At 73.4% G+C, this 13,426-nt stretch carries 12 protein-coding genes and 1 tRNA gene; 12 read left to right on the forward strand and 1 reads right to left on the reverse strand.

Annotation, left to right across the window (positions count from 1 at the left end; translation table 11 throughout):
• Positions 1 to 35: 35 nt before the first annotated feature.
• The 7 genes from ACFV9D_RS21580 to ACFV9D_RS21610 all read left to right on the forward strand — a co-directional run bounded on the left by ACFV9D_RS21580 (position 36) and on the right by ACFV9D_RS21610 (position 6,121).
• Complete coding sequence (locus tag ACFV9D_RS21580) at positions 36 to 1,238, forward strand: DNA polymerase III subunit delta' (protein WP_385148401.1); 1,203 nt, start codon at positions 36 to 38, stop codon at positions 1,236 to 1,238.
• A gap of 160 nt (positions 1,239 to 1,398) precedes the next feature.
• A complete protein-coding gene (locus ACFV9D_RS21585; protein ID WP_385148404.1) occupies positions 1,399 to 2,937 on the forward strand; it encodes an alpha/beta hydrolase in 1,539 nt (512 codons plus the stop codon).
• Between the two features lie 97 nt (positions 2,938 to 3,034).
• Positions 3,035 to 3,108 (forward strand) — tRNA-Thr (locus tag ACFV9D_RS21590).
• Positions 3,109 to 3,709: 601 nt separating this feature from the next.
• Positions 3,710 to 4,063: a hypothetical protein gene (locus ACFV9D_RS21595; protein ID WP_385148407.1), complete on the forward strand. Its 354-nt coding sequence runs from the start codon at positions 3,710 to 3,712 to the stop codon at positions 4,061 to 4,063.
• Between the two features lie 98 nt (positions 4,064 to 4,161).
• Positions 4,162 to 4,383: a hypothetical protein gene (locus ACFV9D_RS21600; RefSeq protein WP_385148410.1), complete on the forward strand. Its 222-nt coding sequence runs from the start codon at positions 4,162 to 4,164 to the stop codon at positions 4,381 to 4,383.
• A 196-nt stretch (positions 4,384 to 4,579) separates the two neighbouring features.
• Positions 4,580 to 5,416, forward strand: a complete 837-nt coding sequence (locus tag ACFV9D_RS21605; RefSeq protein WP_385148413.1) for a hypothetical protein — start codon at positions 4,580 to 4,582, stop codon at positions 5,414 to 5,416.
• Between the two features lie 120 nt (positions 5,417 to 5,536).
• Positions 5,537 to 6,121 carry a hypothetical protein gene (locus ACFV9D_RS21610; RefSeq protein WP_385148416.1) on the forward strand — a complete coding sequence of 195 codons (585 nt, stop codon included), beginning with the start codon at positions 5,537 to 5,539 and terminating at the stop codon, positions 6,119 to 6,121.
• Between the two features lie 126 nt (positions 6,122 to 6,247).
• Here ACFV9D_RS21610 and ACFV9D_RS21615 read toward each other — a convergent pair whose 3' ends face one another.
• Positions 6,248 to 7,282 carry a LuxR C-terminal-related transcriptional regulator gene (locus ACFV9D_RS21615; RefSeq protein WP_385148418.1) on the reverse strand — a complete coding sequence of 345 codons (1,035 nt, stop codon included), beginning with the start codon at positions 7,280 to 7,282 and terminating at the stop codon, positions 6,248 to 6,250.
• A gap of 278 nt (positions 7,283 to 7,560) precedes the next feature.
• Here ACFV9D_RS21615 and ACFV9D_RS21620 point away from each other — a divergent pair, with 278 nt between their 5' ends.
• The 5 genes from ACFV9D_RS21620 (at position 7,561) to ACFV9D_RS21640 (ending at position 13,408) form a co-directional block, all read left to right on the forward strand.
• Positions 7,561 to 7,767 carry a hypothetical protein gene (locus tag ACFV9D_RS21620; RefSeq protein ID WP_385148421.1) on the forward strand — a complete coding sequence of 69 codons (207 nt, stop codon included), beginning with the start codon at positions 7,561 to 7,563 and terminating at the stop codon, positions 7,765 to 7,767.
• A gap of 4 nt (positions 7,768 to 7,771) precedes the next feature.
• Positions 7,772 to 8,665, forward strand: a complete 894-nt coding sequence (locus ACFV9D_RS21625; protein WP_385148424.1) for a hypothetical protein — start codon at positions 7,772 to 7,774, stop codon at positions 8,663 to 8,665.
• A gap of 366 nt (positions 8,666 to 9,031) precedes the next feature.
• Positions 9,032 to 9,538, forward strand: coding sequence for a cupin domain-containing protein (locus ACFV9D_RS21630; protein WP_385148427.1), 507 nt, complete (start codon positions 9,032 to 9,034; stop codon positions 9,536 to 9,538).
• A complete protein-coding gene (locus ACFV9D_RS21635; protein WP_385148430.1) occupies positions 9,535 to 11,127 on the forward strand; it encodes a class I tRNA ligase family protein in 1,593 nt (530 codons plus the stop codon). The genes ACFV9D_RS21630 and ACFV9D_RS21635 overlap by 4 nt, the downstream gene beginning before the upstream one ends.
• Positions 11,120 to 13,408, forward strand: coding sequence for an FAD-dependent oxidoreductase (locus ACFV9D_RS21640; protein ID WP_385148433.1), 2,289 nt, complete (start codon positions 11,120 to 11,122; stop codon positions 13,406 to 13,408). Before ACFV9D_RS21635 ends, ACFV9D_RS21640 begins: the two co-directional genes overlap by 8 nt.
• The last annotated feature ends 18 nt before the right edge of the window (positions 13,409 to 13,426 follow it).

Genomic DNA, 13,426 nt, shown 5'->3' on the forward strand with positions numbered 1-13,426 from the left:
CCACAATGGAGTGCGTACCTGAGGAGGGGCACCACATGGCCGTATGGGACGACCTCGTCGGACAGGCGAGGGTCGAGGAGCAGCTCGCCGCCGCGGCGCGGGACGCCGACGCGCTGGTGACCGCCCACGCCGCGGGCGAGCCCGTCCCCGAGGCGTCCAAGATGACCCATGCCTGGCTGTTCACCGGCCCCCCGGGCTCCGGTCGGGCGACCGCGGCGCGCGCCTTCGCGGCCGCGCTGCAGTGCGTGAGCCCGGACCGGGCGCTGGGCGGGGCGCCGGGATGCGGCTTCTGCGACGGCTGCCACACCGCGCTCGTCGGCACGCACGCCGACGTCGAGGTCGTGCGTACGGACCTGCTCTCGATCGGTGTGAAGGAGACCCGCGACCTCGTCCGGCGCGCCCAGCTCTCGCCCGCCGGCGGCCGCTGGCAGGTGATCGTCCTGGAGGACGCCGACCGGCTCACCGAGGGCGCGGGCAACGTGATCCTGAAGGCAGTCGAGGAGCCCGCGCCCCGCACGGTGTGGCTGCTCTGCGCACCCTCCTTGGAGGACGTGCTGCCCACCATCCGCTCCCGCTGCCGCCACCTGACCCTGCGGACGCCGCCGGTGGACGCGGTCGCCGACGTGCTCGAACGCCGGGACGGCATCGAACCCCAGGTCGCCGCGGCGGCCGCCCGGGCCACCCAGGGCCACATCGACCGCGCACGCCGGCTGGCGACCGACGAGCGGGCCCGGGCCCGCCGGGCCGTCGTCCTGAAGCTCCCGATGCGGGTCGAGGACATCGGCGGCTGCCTCAAGGCGGCCCAGGAGCTGGTCGACGCGGCCGGTGAGGACGCCAAGCAGGTCGCCGAGGAGATCGACGTCAAGGAGACCGAGGAGCTGAAGGCCGCGCTCGGCGGCGGCCAGGGCGGGCGGATGCCGCGCGGCACGGCGGGCGCGATGAAGGAGCTGGAGGAGCGGCAGAAGCGGCGGAAGACCCGTACGCAGCGCGACAGCCTGGACCTCGCGCTCACCGACCTCACCGGCTTCTACCGCGATGTGCTCACCCTGCAGCTGCGGGCCCGGACACCGCTCGCCAACGAGGACGTACGGGACGCGGTGGAGCGGATCGCCCGCGACACCCCGCCGGAGCGGACCCTGCGCCGGATCGAGGCGGTGCTGGCCTGCCGGGACGCGCTGGACCGCAACGTCGCCCCGCTGCTGGCGGTGGAGGCGATGACGATGGCCCTGCGCGACTGAGGGCTGCCGGTGCACCGATCCCCGACCGGTGCACCGATCCCTGACCGAAGCACTGATCCCTGACCCGGAGCACCGATCTCTGACCGGAGCACCGCTCCCTGACCCGGAGCGCCGACCCCTGATTGGACACGGTCCGTACTCGTACGGATACGCTCCGGGGATGGACTCCAGGCGTTTGCTCCGTATGTCCGCCACGGCCCTCGCGGCCGCCGGACTGATCCTCTCCGGCTGCACCGGCGGAAGCGACGCCGCCGCGCCTGCGACAGCGACAACGGCCGCGAAACCCGATCCTGCCGCCCTGCGGAGCTACTACGGACAGACGCTCGCCTGGCGGGACTGCGGCGTGCCGTCGTTCCGGTGCGCGACGCTCCGAGTGCCGCTCGACTACGCGAACCCGGAGGCCGGGGACATCGAACTGGCCGTCTCCCGGGTCGCGGCCACCGGCCCCGGCAAGCGCATCGGCTCGCTCCTGGTCAACCCGGGCGGCCCCGGCGGCTCCGCCGTCGGATACCTCCAGGGGTACGCGGGCATCGGCTACCCCCTCCCCGTCCGCGCCCGCTACGACATGGTCGCCGTCGACCCGCGCGGGGTGGCACGCAGTGAGCCCGTCGAGTGTCTGACGGGCCCGCAGATGGACTCGTACACACAGGCCGACCAGACCCCCGACGACCTGACCGAGGTCAACGCCCTCGCCGTCTCGTTCAAGGGCTTCGCGGCGGGCTGCGCGCAGCGGTCCGGGGAGGTCCTGCCCCATGTCTCCACGGTGGAGACGGCCCGGGACATGGACATCCTGCGGGCCGTACTCGGCGACGAGAAGCTGCACTACGTCGGGGCCTCGTACGGCACCTTCCTCGGCGCCACCTACGCCGAGCTGTTCCCCTCCCGGGCCGGACGGCTGGTCCTGGACGGGGCGATGGACCCGTCGCTGCCCGCGATCGACCTCAACCGCGACCAGACCGCCGGCTTCGAGACCGCCTTCCGCGCCTTCGCGGCCGACTGCGTCAAGCAGTCGGACTGCCCGCTCGGCACCGGGTCCGTCGCCGCGGCCGGCGACAACCTGAAGGCCTTCTTCCGCCGGCTCGACGCCCAGCCGGTGCCGACGGGAGAGAGCCGCGAGCTGGGGGAGTCCCTGGCGACGACCGGGGTGATCGCCGCGATGTACGACGAGGGGGCCTGGCCGCAGCTGCGCGAGGCGCTGACCGGGGCGATGGGCGGCGAGGGCGCGGGCCTGCTCGCGCTGGCCGACAGCTACTACGAGCGCGAGGCGGACGGCTCGTACGCGAACCTGATGTCCGCCAACGCGGCCGTGAACTGCCTGGACCTCCCGGCCGCCTTCGGCGGGCCGACCGACGCCGAGAAGGCGGTGCCGTCCTTCGAGAAGGCGTCCCCCGTCTTCGGCGAGGGCCTCGCCTGGGCCGCCCTGAACTGCACCTACTGGCCGACCCCGGCGACCGGCCGCCCCCACCGCATCACCGCCGAGGGCGCGCCCCCGATCGTGGTCGTCGGCACCACCCGCGACCCGGCGACCCCCTACAAGTGGGCCGAGTCCCTCGCGGACCAGCTCTCCTCCGGAAACCTGCTGACCTACGAGGGCGACGGGCACACGGCGTACGGCCGCGGCAGCGACTGCATCGACACCGCGATCAACGCGTACCTCCTGGAGGGCACGGTCCCGAAGCCGGGCAAGCGCTGCACGTGAGGGGTGGCGTGGGCCACTCGGAGGGTGGTCAGGAGCACCCCCCGAAACTGTGTAGACTTGGCGAGGCCGCTGCACCCACCATGGGAACGCACGGCATGCCGCCTTAGCTCAGTTGGCCAGAGCAACGCACTCGTAATGCGTAGGTCTCGGGTTCGAATCCCGAAGGCGGCTCAGAGGAAGGCCAGGTCAGACATCGTCTGACCTGGCCTTTTCTGTTGCCCGGGCAGGACGGGCACACGGTTGGGTGCCGTGAAGTCCAGGGTTGGGCCGTGGGATTGCGGCGCCGTGCGAGCAGGGGCTGTGCGCGCAGGGGCAGACCCGGTCACGGGGGGCCGAGCCTGCCCCTGCACAGGCGCCCGTGCACCTCCCCCTCGGAGGATGGGCGCCATGACCCCGCCCGGGGTCACTCCTCACAGCGTGCCGGACGTCAGAAGTGTCACGGGCGGACGGAAATGGTCGCCAGACCGACACCCTTATGAAGGCACGTACTTGCCGCCATCATGGCTTGGCCACGAATAGCGCACACACCGGGGTGGGGAGCCGTTTTGGCGCCCTGAACGATCTCCTTCGGTCCATCCCGAAATGGGCCCTCGTGCGCGAACATCTGCGTAAGTACCTGAATAGGCGGCCATATGAGAGTCATCGCGGGCGGCGGTGTAACAGGCAGCGCATACGGAACGCAGAAGCAGGAAGAAGCGGGGCGGCGAGCCGGGCTGAATTCGGACACCTGGAGCGAGCGCACCGACATGGCACTACGTCGATCGGATTTCCTGTGAGCAACATCGACCCGGTTCCCGGATACCAGACGCACAACCAGCCCTCGGGGCCCGACCGCTCCGTGCGTCACCAGGCCGCCACACGGCGCACCGCTCTCACCGTCTGCACGATCGCCGACATCGCCGCAGGTTTGCTCGGTCTGTGGATCCTGTTGTTCCTGCTCGACGCGAACCAGGCGAATGTGTTCGTCGAGTTCGTGCGGGAAACGGCGGACTGGCTGGCCTGGTGGGCACGGGACATTTTCACGATGGACACAGAGGGTCTACGTGTTGCCCTCAATTATGGTCTTCCGGCTGCCATGTATTTGCTGATCGGCCATGGGATCGCTGCCCGGCTCAACCGGGCCTGACAGCGGACCATCCTTTATCGATCGCCACGAACCGCTGCTGCCGACGCTTTCCTCGCCAACCACCACGCAGGGAAATGACGGCAGCCGAAGGGCCGACTGTGACACGCACCTTCCATGAAAACGATCACCTGCCGATCTATGCGGACCTGGTACGCGAATGCGGTGATGTCGTCGCCGAAGCTCAGCTGGCGGCCGCTCACGTGCAGCATCAGGCAGCGGCACTGCTGACCGGACCGGATGAGGCCTTGCAAGCACATCGCCGGGACGACATCAGAGCCGCTGCGGGTGGTCATCCGGAGTGGCACGGGGGCCTGCCGTAGAGGAACTCGGCGCGGATGCGTCCGTCCGTCCCGTCCTCACCCGAGGGATCCACGCAGGAGCATCACACAGGCTGCACACAGCCTTTCGAAAGCCTCGTTAGCGTGACTGGCCGCTGGATCCCCTACGCGAAACATGACCAGGCCGTGGCCCAGGGGGGCCGACGGCGCAGTCCGCCCAGGAAGACCAGAACTGCAGATGGATTACTGCTCCTCGTGCCGCCGGCATCTCAACGGCGCCCTGGTGTGCCCTGGGTGTGGCGCCTACGCCCCGGACATCGCCCCGTTCACCACCGACGGCCGCATCGGTTCCGCCCCACCGGCCACCACGGCCCACCGGACATCCACGACCTCCGGCACGTGGCACGACAGACCCCTGGACAACGAGGCGGGGTTCACTGCTGATGTGGACGCGGCCCCGTACGCCCTCGCCGCCGACGTCGAGGGCCCGCCACCGGCGCAACAGGGTCGGGCCGCGCGCCGTCGCCAGCTGGCCCGCTGGAAGAAGAACAAGCGCCGGGCAGCGGTCGCGAGCGCCTTCGCCCTCGTCGGAGGCGGCCTGACCATCGCCGCGATGGACGGGCACTCCACGGACCGGGCACAGGCGGCCACGGCGCCGGACCAACGGAGTATGGGCGCCGTGGAAGAGCAGACGCCCGAGCAGAACCCTCCGGCGTCCACGCCGGCCACCACTCAGCGCACTCACCGGTCGTCACACACCCCTGCTCAGCCCCAGTCGCCGACGACCAGCGCCCCGCGACAGCAGACCCACGCGGCCCCGCCCCGCACGCAGCCGCCGATCGCTCGGCCGGATGCCGCCGCGCCTCCCCGCCCGGCTGCGTCGTCGACCCCGCAGCCGCAGAGCACCGCCCCGTCCGTCGGCGAATCGGCCCCGGAGCGCTCCGATACGACGGCGGAACGACCGGCGGCGCCCGCGCCCGCCGACAGCACGGACTCGGGCGCGTCCCAGACCGGCCCCGCATTGATATCGACGTCGCCGCCGGAGGTGTGCGTGCTCGTGGTGTGCCTCGGCTGACCCTGCCGACACCCGGCCGTTCCCGGCTCGACGAGCGGGACCTGGGTCGCGAATGACGAGTGTCCACCGGGAGGGGTGAGCAACAGCCCCAGCCGCTGCAAGGGAGAGGAGGCAGAGCCCGTGAGTCCCCGCTACGAAGTCGAAGTCCTGCTGCGCCGCATCGGCCGGTGGTGGGCCGTCGACGTCCCCCGCCTCGACCTGCACGCCCAGTGCCGCACTCTGGAGGGTGCGGAGGACGTGGCCCGCGGACTCGTCGCCGAAGCCGTCGGTGCCCCTCCGGACGTCATCGTCCTGGACATGGTGGCGCCCGAACTCGGACCCGTGCTCGGCCCGGTGGCGGAAGCGCGGCGGCGCCGGGCGGCCGCGGTCGCCGCCGAGGACCAGGCGGTCGCCGCAGCCGTTCAGGAGCTCGTGGACGAGCTGCGCGTGAGCCAGGGCGACGCCGGGCGTCTGCTCGGCATGTCACCGAGCGAGGTGGCCCGCTTCACGCCACCACGCGGCTCGGCGACCGCCGGCCCGGGCCGGCAGCTCGCTCCGGTGCCCGTGCCGAGTCCGGCGCGGCCGGGCGCCGCCCCTGCTCCCCGCTCGCGTCCCGGCCCCGCGGGGCAGACGCGGCAGACGACCTCCCCCGCCCGGCCCTCCTGGGCGATCCCGGAGGACGGCACCGAAGGCCGCGGCCGACAGGGCTACGCCTCCTCCGGGTGACTCGGGTTCGCTGGGTACGCGCCCCGCTGCTGGTCGTTCGTCATCATGCGGACGGCCCGACCGGCGGAGGCGAGGGGTTTGGCACCGGCGCTCCGCGGCGGGCGAGGACCGGCCCTACGCCGAGCCCTACCCCGTCGGCTGGTCCCGTTCCTGCTGGGCCAGGAGGTAGCCGGCCTGGAAGCGGCTTTCGGCGCCGAGGGCGGCCATCACATCGGCGACGTGGCGGCGGCAGCTGCGGACCGAGAGGCCGAGGCGGCGGGCGATCGCGGCGTCGGTCAGGCCCTCCGTGAGGAGGCGGACGATCGTCTGCTTGAGCTCGTCGGAGATGTCCATGATGGTCTGGCGGTCCCATTCGGTCTCGAACGGGAGCGCCTCCAGCCACAGTCGTTCGTACGCGCCGACCATGAACGAGACGACGTGGGGTTCGCGGATCAGGACCGCCGCGTTCGGGTCGTCCGGGACGGGGATGACCGCCGTCTTGCGGTCGAAGACCAGCATCCGGATGAACTCGTCGTCCAGGGTGCGGACCTGGGCGCCCAGTCTGCCGACCCGCTCGACGTAGGCGCAGGTGCCCGAGGAGAAGCGGGCGGTGTGCTGGTAGAGGATGCGCATCCGGACCCCGCGGCGCAGGAGTTCCTCGTCGCGGGCGACCGCCTCCTCGAGGACCTCGGCGCGGCGGCCGCCGCCCGGCTGCGCCGTCATGACCTCGCTCTCGCAGCTGCGGCCCAGTTCGGTGATGGCCTCCCGGACCGCCCGGAGATCGGTGAGGACCTCCACGTACTCCGCCTGCCGGAGGTGGGTCAGTCGGGCCAGGTGCGTCTCGTAGAGCGGCATGAAGGCCATCAACTGCTCGCGCGTGCGCTCCATGTGCAGGCGTCGGGCCCGCATCTCGCGCTCCAGCGGGCCCAGGGTGCGCTGGACGGCCTCGTCCGGCGGCACGGGCAGGACGCCGCGCTCCGGGGTGCGGCGCAGCAGCCCCATGTCGAGCAGGGCCGACACGGCCGACTCCACGCGTGCGAGCGGGAGTTCCAGCTCCTCGGCGAGGTCCGCAGGGTGCGCCGGGAGGTCCGGTTCGCGCCCGAGGACCGTCGTGTAGACGCGGGCCGGCGGATCGTCCGGCGCGAGGTCCTCCGGTAGGCCCTCCCCCGGGGACGCGCCCATGAGACCGATCGCGAAGCCGCCCCCCGGGCCGCTCGCGAGCCCCTCGGGCCTCGCGCTTTCGTCTGCTATCGCCACCTTTACCCCCGCTTGTGACAGCGTCCTGTTGCTGCCATGCAGCCTAATGAGCCATGCGGTCCGCCCGATAGTCATGCAATCCCGGATACGTTCATCTCACCGCCCACAAGGTCAAAGCTCACAGAGCTCGTGAAGCACGCGAGCCGCGCACAACCCTTGAAAACACCCGGACTTACTCATCGTGGAAGAAGAGAGAAGACGAGATGAAGCGGCGGATCCGCAGCACCGTGCACGCCACCCTGATCACCGCCCTCGCGGGCCTGGCCACCGTCACCGGGACGCAGCTCGCCGGCAGCGGCGCCGGTACCGATGACACGGGATGGGGCGCGGCGGTCGTCAGCGGGACCTACGACACCGGCTGGGGCGCTCCCGTCCCCGGCGCGGGTACGAACGACACCGGCTGGGGATGACCGTATGACGCTGCTCGACTGCACCCTGCGCACCAGCGGGCAGCTCACCGGCGGAACGCCGTCACCGCAGCTGGTCGCCGACTACCTCGCGGTCTGCGCGCGGCTCGGGATCGACGTGATCGAGCTGGGCCGTGTGCACGATCCGGCCGACCGGACGGCCGGCGCCCCGCTGCCCGACGTCCTTCCGGCCGCCGTCCGACCGGAGCGGTACGGTCCACGGTTCGCGGTCCTGCTCGACGCCGCCGAACTGCCCTCGGGAGACGCGCCGGCCGCCGCGGCGGCCGACCGGATCGCCGAGCGGATCACCGGCGCGCCACTCCCTGTCGGCCTCGTCCGCGTCGCCGTCCGCTACGACGAGGTGGCGCGGGCCGCCGCCCCGCTGGGCCGGCTGCGCGAAGCCGGGTTCGGTGTCTGTCTCCTCCTCGCCGAGATCGACCTCGCCTCCTACCCGGAGCTCGACCGATGTCTCGCCGAGACGGCGACGCTCGGCCCGCTCGACGCCGTCTTCCTCGTCGACTCGCTCGGCTCGCTCCGTCCGGAACGGGTCATCGAACTCGTCCAGTCCACCCGCGCCGCCGTACCCGCCCCGGTCGGCATCCACGCCCACGACAACCAGGGCTTCGCCCTGCACAACACCGTGGTGGCCCGCAGCGCCGGGGCCACCTGGCAGGACGCCGCCGTGTACGGGATCGGCCCGGGGGCGGGGGTCACCCGCACCGAACAGCTCCTCGCCCTCCTCGGCGCCGCGCCGAGCGATCTCGGTCCGCTCCTCGAACTGATCGCCACCCACGTCGCCCCGCTCAAGCGGCGGTACGGCTGGGGCGCCGGGCCGCGCGAGGTCATGGCCGGCCTCGCCCGGATCCCGGTGACGGCGGTACGAGGGCTCGGCGCGAGCTGAGGGCCTGGCGGGGGCGGTCCGAACGGTGGGCGATCGCCGGCCCATCGGCGGAGGCCCTGTGCGCCGACCCCGTCCGTGCGCCGACCTGTCCGTGTCCCGACCCGTCCGTGCGCCGACCTGTCCGTGTCCCGACCCGTCCGTGCGCCGACCCGTCCGTGGTCCGACCCGTCCGCCCGCCGCCGATTCGCCGGCCAGGCCCGTGGTCCGACCCGCCGGCCGACCAGACCCGTGGCCCGTCCCCCTGGTTCCCGCCCCTCGGCTCGCCCCGCCCCTCGGCTCGCCCCGCCCCTCGGCTCGCTCCGCCCCGCCCGCCCCGTCCCGCTCCCCTGAACGTTCCGTCCCGTGGCCCCGCCTCAGGAGACCCGTATGCCCTTCACCGCACCCATCCTGCCCCCGGGAGAGCCGGCCGCCGCCGTCACCCCGTACGGCAGCGCCACCGCCACCACCCCGCCGGTCCGGCGGGAACACCGCACAGGAGAGGCCATGGCCGACCGCACCCCGATCCGCTTCCGTATCGACCGGAGTTCCGCCGAGGAGGAGTTCGGCCTCGCCTGTCAGCGGCTGATTCCGTGGCCCGGCGGGGACAAGGAGCCGCCGGTCGGCGCCATGGCCTGCTTCCTGCGGCCCGGCGGTGACTCCGACCCCGACTGCCACAACCAGGACGAGGTCATGATCATCCTCTCCGGCACCGGCAGCGTGACCCTCGACGGCGAGCTCGAACCGCCGTTCCGCGCCGGCGACATCGTCGTCCTGCCCCGCAACCAGGAGCACGTCGTCCACAACACGGGCGACGAGGAGCTGAGTTGGGTCTCCCTCTACTGGCCGCTGCGCGAGCCCGCCGTCCGCACCGAGAACGAGGAGGTCGCCGCGTGAGCGCGACACACTGGATCACCGCCACCCCGCCCACGCCCAACGGCGACCTGCACATCGGCCATCTCGCCGGCCCGTACCTCGCCGGTGACGTGCTGCGCCGCTACCTGGTGGCCGAGGAGGCCGGGACCGTCCGGTACACCACCGGCCTCGACGACCACCAGAGCTACGTCCCCGTCCGCGGCTTCAACGACGGCGGACGCAAGGGCGAGGAGGTCGCCGACGGCTACGGCGCCTCCATCGAGTCCGTCTGGCGACAGGCCGGCGCCGACTTCGACGCGATCGTCCGTCCGCGCCGTGACATCGGCTACCAGGTGGCGGTCCAGGAGTTCTTCCAGCGGCTGTACGACGCCGGGCACATCGTCGCCCGTACGCAGCCGCTGCCGTACTGCACCGGCTGCGAGCGCTGGCTGTACGAGGCGTACCTCAAGGGCGACTGCCCGCACTGCGGCTCCGGCTCCAACGGCAACGCCTGCGAGCCCTGCGGCCGCCCCAACGACTGCGCGGACCTGGTCGACCCGGTCTGCACCGGCTGCGGCGCCACCCCCGAACTCCGCGACTGCGAACGGCTCTACTTCCCGCTCGCCCCCTTCGAGGAGCAGCTCGCCGCATTCTGGGCCGAGGTCGACATGCCGCCGCACCTGCGGTCGCTGTGCGAGTGGATGCGGGACGAGGGGCTGCCGGAGATCGCCGTCAGCCACCCCTCCGAGTGGGGCGTGCCGGTGCCGGTCGCGGGCTTCACCGAGCAGCGGATCTACGTGTGGTTCGAGATGGCCCCGGGCTATCTGCTGGAGTGGACGGGCACCGGGGAGACCGGGCCCGCGCCCGCGCCCGTGCAGTTCTTCGGCTTCGACAACGGGTACTTCCACGCCGTGCTGTTCCCGGCGGCGTTCCGGGCGTACGACGCGGAGATCGCGCTGCCGAAGGCGTTCGTGGTCAACGAGTTCTACCGGCTCGAAGGGCTGAAGTTCTCCACCAGCCGCCGCCACGCCATCTGGGCGCACGAGGAGCTGGCCCGTACGAGTGCGGACGTCCTGCGCTACCACGTGCTGTCGGACCGGCCCAACGGGCGGCAGACCAGCTTCAGTTCGACCGCCCTGGCGATCAGCCGGGCGCGGCTCGCGGACCGTTGGGACGGCTGGCTGGGCCGGCTGTTCACCGCCGTCGCCGAGGGCGGGGGCGTGGTCCCGGCGGAGGCGCCGCAGGGTGCTGCCTGGGAGCGGCTGCGCGGGCGGCTGACGGAGACCGTCGGTCAGCTGCGGGAGGCGTACGGGGTCGAGGGTTACGACACCCGGCGCGCGATCGCGCTGCTCGACGAAGTCGTCGCGCTTGCCGAGGACTTCGGGTACGTCCACGGCTTCGAGGCGGAGCGCCCGGACGGCACCTCGGCGTACCGCGCCGCGCTTGCCGCGCAGCTCGCCGTGGCGGCCGCACTGTCCGCCTGGGCGGCGCCGGCGCTGCCGTACGGCTCGGCCCGGCTTGCGCAACTGCTCGGCCTTCCGGCGGTACGGCCCGTGGACGCGGTGGCCCTGACGCCATTGGTCGCGGGCGCGCCGCTGGCGGCCTGGCCCGGGACGGTCTTCAGTGGCTGAGTCCGAGCTGCCGCGCGGCGCGGTCGTGGGGCCCTTCTCCGGGCCCCGGGCCGCCTGGGGCGAGCATCTGGAGCGGGCCGCGGCCCTGCACGGGGCCGTCAACTGGGAGCTGTACGACGACCGGGGGGAGGCGGAGACGGCCCGGCAGATCGCCGAGGCCGTGGTCGCCGAGGGCCGGCACACGCTGGTGATCGGCCACTTCAACAGCGCGGGCGCGCGGGCCGCGCTCCCCGTCTACCGGAAGGGCGGTCTGCCCGTCCTGCTGCCGCTGGCCACGACCCCGGACCTGCTCGCCGACAGCGCGGGCACGGTGCTGCGCTGGTGCCCGGACGACCGTGCCCAGGCGACGGACCTGCTCAGGGCCGTCGGCGCGGCGGGCCACACCCGGATCGCCGTCACGCACGACGGGACGGCGTACGGGGAGGGCCTGGCGCGCCTCGTACGGGACGCCTGGCCGCTCGTGGCCCGGGAGCCCGGGCCCGCCGCCGATGCGGGCCCGGGCGGCGGTGGCGGCCGGGTGCCGACGGGGCCGGGGGGCTCCGACGGCGTGCCTCTCCAGGGCGCCGTCGGTTCGATGCGCCGGTTCGGTCTCGCCGTCGGCTCGCCGGCCGGGGTGCCGGCGGGGCCCGTGGTCTCGGACGGGAGCGGACCGGCCACCGGCGCCGTGCCGGGCGTCGGCCCGCTCGCGACCGGCGTCACGACCGGCGTCGCGGGCTCGGTCGCCGGTCCGCTCCCGTCCGTCCCCGCACCGGACATCGTCTCCGAGCCCGGGGCGGACGCCGCGGCGCTCACCGCGCTCGTCGTGTGCGGGACGCACGGTGGGGCCGCGCGGGTCGGGCGGGAGTGGCGGGAGGCGGGGTTCGGCGGGGAGCTGTACTTCACCGACGACTGCGCGGTCGACGAGTTCTCCGAGCTCCTCGGGGACGCGAACCGCGGGGCCAGGGTGGCCCGGATGCGGGGAGGGCCGGAGACCCACGTCATGGCCGCCTTCGCGGCGGCGACCCAGGCCCTCACGGAGGACCCGGAGCGGACCGGACGGGTCCTGCTCGCCGCCGTACGCGCCCATGCCGACCGGGCGTTCACCGCGCTCGGGGAGCCGGTGGAGGGGAGCGTGGGCTGGGACTTCGTACCGGTGCCCGCACCCGTGGCCGCTTCGGTCTCCCCGGCCGGTGGTCACCGCGGCCGGGCCTATGACGTGATCGTCGTCGGCGCCGGAGTCGTCGGGGCCGCGACCGCCGCCGTACTCGCCCGGCAGGGCGCGCGGGTGGCGCTCGTCGCGCCGATGGACGGGCGCCGGGACCACGCCACCGCCTGGTCGGGCGGGCTCGTGCGGGCCTTCGAGGCCGACCCGTACCTGCGGGGGCTCGCCCTCCGCAGCCACCAGCTGGCCTGGGGACCCGCCGCCCTCGCGCCGGGACCGTACGGCTTCGTGCCGACCGGCTCGCTCGTGCTGTGCGGCGGTGCCGACCTGGACCAGGCCGAGAAGGGCGTCGCCGAGCTCAACGGGGCCGGGGTGCCGGCCGAGTTGCTGGCACCGGAGGTGCTCAGGGAGCGGTTCCCGGGGCTGGCGGTCGATGGCGTGACCGCGGCCGTGTGGGAGCCGGAGGGCGGCTACGCCGATCCGCCGCGCACGGCACGCGTCTACCGGGACCGGGCCCTGGCCCACGGCGCCCGGCTGCTGCCCGCCCGCGTACGGGAGTTGGTCGCACCGCCCGGGGCCGACCGCGTGCGGGTCCTCCTGGAACCGGGCGGGCCCGTCGAGGCCCTGGCCGTCGTCCTGGCGGCCGGCAGCGGCACCGGGGCGATCGCCGGGCACCGGCTGAGCGGCTCGGACGCCGGGCGTACGAAGAGCATTCGGTACGGCTTCTTCCACCACCCCGACACGGCCGGTCTGCCGACCGTCGTCGACATGGTGACCGGCGTCTGGGGGCGACCCCAGGTCACCGGGGAGGCGGCGGGCGGGTACATGGCGGGGCGGCCGGTCGATGAGTGGGACGTACCCGCGGGCGGCGACGACACGCTCACCGACGAGCACGTGGCGTACATCCGCCAAGGGGCGGCCGAGCGCTGGCCCTGGCTCGCGGACCCGGCGACACGTTTTCTCGGCGGGCGGCAGGGCGTCGACCTGTACACCCCGCACTCCCTGCCCCACCTCGGGCGGGAACGGTCCGACAGCCGCATCGTGCTCGCCACCGGCTGGTCCGGCGCCGGCTTCAAAACGGCCCCGGCGGCAGCCGAACTCGCGGCGGCGGAAGCCCTGGACGTCCTGGCAGGCGGATGACGCCGGGACCCTGCCCGG

The sequence above is a fragment of the Streptomyces sp. NPDC059875 genome (genome assembly GCF_042731085.1).
Taxonomy (GTDB): domain Bacteria; phylum Actinomycetota; class Actinomycetes; order Streptomycetales; family Streptomycetaceae; genus Streptomyces.